Source organism: Shewanella sp. 11B5 (assembly GCF_002836795.1).
GTDB lineage: Bacteria > Pseudomonadota > Gammaproteobacteria > Enterobacterales > Shewanellaceae > Shewanella > Shewanella frigidimarina.
On the sequence record NZ_PJAP01000698.1, the window covers coordinates 1 to 1,992 of the forward strand.

A 1,992-nucleotide genomic window follows, 5' to 3' on the forward strand; every position below is an offset into this window, starting at 1 on the left:
ATACCCAATTTAAGCTGACATGAAATAGTGTCTTGAGTGACTTGCTCAAGCTGTAATCACGGCATTGATTCATCTTTCGCTAGCGACTGCGTAACGCCCGCATGACAGTAGTTCAACACCTGCATCTGCTTGCCACTGTCAATGAGTGGTTTTAATTCACAGGCACGTTTTTCAACTCCGTTAATGTTGCTTCACCGCGCCAATAACGCTCTAAAATAAACTTCAATTCACGCTGACGGCCTATGCGAGGAAACCCTAAACTCGAAATTTTCATACTGCTTTACTTTTCGTTTATCAAAAAATATGGCTATTTATGCAGAAAAACCGCATAGGCGTCTGGACGTCTAGAAGTTTATTGTGTTACTCTGCTGTCAAGCAATCGAATTGATTTCATCAGCTAGTTGAGCAAGATTCATGTGGAGAGAAAATGATAGAGCTTAGACACCTTCGCACCTTGATGGCGTTAAAGGAAAGTGGCAGTTTAGCGGGTGCAGCTAAAAAAAGGTTTGTAACCCAGTCGGCGCTTTCTCATCAAATAAAAGAGTTAGAAACACGGATAAACTCAACTATTTTTGTGCGTAAGAGCAAACCATTGACGTTTACTCACGAAGGTTCACGTCTGCTGAATTTAGCGGAAGAAATCTTACCGAAAGTGATTGCAACCGAGTCGGATCTTAAACGCGGTTTAGAGAGTGAAAGCCAACAACTTAAGCTTGGCATTGAATGCCACAGTTGTTTTCGTTGGTTAATGCCTGTTATTGAGCAATTTAAACAACATGCACCAGCAGCTCAAATTGACATTTCGAGTCGTCATTTATTTGATTCACTCAATGCATTGGAAACAGGCAGTTTAGACATAGTGCTAACATCAGACCCTGTGCCAGGACATAGCGTCGCTTATCAGCATTTATTTGATTTTGAAGTAAAATTAATTGTTGCCAGTGATAACGAATTAGCGGCACAAGCGTTTGTCACGCCAGCACAATTGGCAAAGCAAACCTTAATTAGTTACCCCGTGCCTTTAGCGCGTTTAGACATATACAAACACTTTTTAGAGCCTGCTGGTATTGAACCTGGCGAGCAGAAACAGTGTGATTTAACCTCAATGTTATTGCAACGAGTTGCCTGTAATGACGGCGTAGCAACCCTACCAACTTGGTCTATTCGAGAGAGTCAGGGGCTAAGCCTTACTGCGGTTAAATTAGGATCGGAAGGCCTGAAACGTCCATTATTTGGGGCTTATCGTCGCGACGCCACTAATGCAAATTTAATCCAAAAGTGGCTCGAACTGGTAGCGAGTGAAGGCATAAATCTACAACGGGTTGATTAATAAGCCTCGTTTAGATAGCACGCGTCGAAGCACAAGTCCTGGAGAATCAGGGTTTTGTGTTTGACGTAAATTATGTGCAATCAAAAATTCTTCGCGTAAATCTTCATCTAGTCCTAGTGACGCAAATGCTTCAAGCGATAACTGCTGCTGTTGTTTATCAATAAGTGACTTCAATACTTTTAACGATACTGGCCGAGATAACTCTGCATTTAAATAAGCAAAAGCCGTTAACGCAATCACCTGCCCAAACACACTAAACAACGCTAACGTTTGCATTTCATCCGCATCGATTTTAGTACCAACACCAATGTCATTATCTTCGCGCAACAGTTCTATGCAATCCATCGCGATGATTTCATTTAATGCCCAATAACCTTGAACGAGTTTTTTGTAAGGCTCTGAAAGTTCATCAAGTCTTTCTTTAAGGTAAAACGAAAACGCGTAGCGATAAATGTTCACTTGGCCCAATCGGATTAAGGCATCTTTTACACTACGGCTTTTTGTTGATATGACACCTGCTGTTTGCGCGGTATTACTGCGTAACAATAAATGGGCTGCCAAAGCAGGATCTGCTGAAATGATATCGATAACGACTCGAATATCAGCTTCGTTAATCAGAGATTTTTTTAATGGAATTAATATGCCACGACGACCAATGACTT

The 1,992-nt window shown here is 41.5% G+C and carries 3 protein-coding genes; 1 reads left to right on the forward strand and 2 read right to left on the reverse strand.

What is annotated here, in order from left to right:
• Nucleotides 1-151: 151 nt before the first annotated feature.
• A complete protein-coding gene (locus tag CXF78_RS15470; protein WP_102037289.1) occupies nt 152-274 on the reverse strand; it encodes a hypothetical protein in 123 nt (40 codons plus the stop codon).
• A 153-nt stretch (nt 275-427) separates the two neighbouring features.
• On the opposite strand from CXF78_RS15470, the gene CXF78_RS15475 reads away from it, so the two are divergent.
• Nucleotides 428-1,330, forward strand: coding sequence for a LysR family transcriptional regulator (locus CXF78_RS15475; RefSeq protein WP_011636304.1), 903 nt, complete (start codon nt 428-430; stop codon nt 1,328-1,330).
• Here the strand turns inward: CXF78_RS15475 and CXF78_RS15480 are convergent.
• A partial coding sequence (locus CXF78_RS15480) for an HDOD domain-containing protein (RefSeq protein WP_102037290.1) occupies nt 1,313-1,992 on the reverse strand: 680 nt, incomplete at its 5' end. The genes CXF78_RS15475 and CXF78_RS15480 overlap by 18 nt on opposite strands.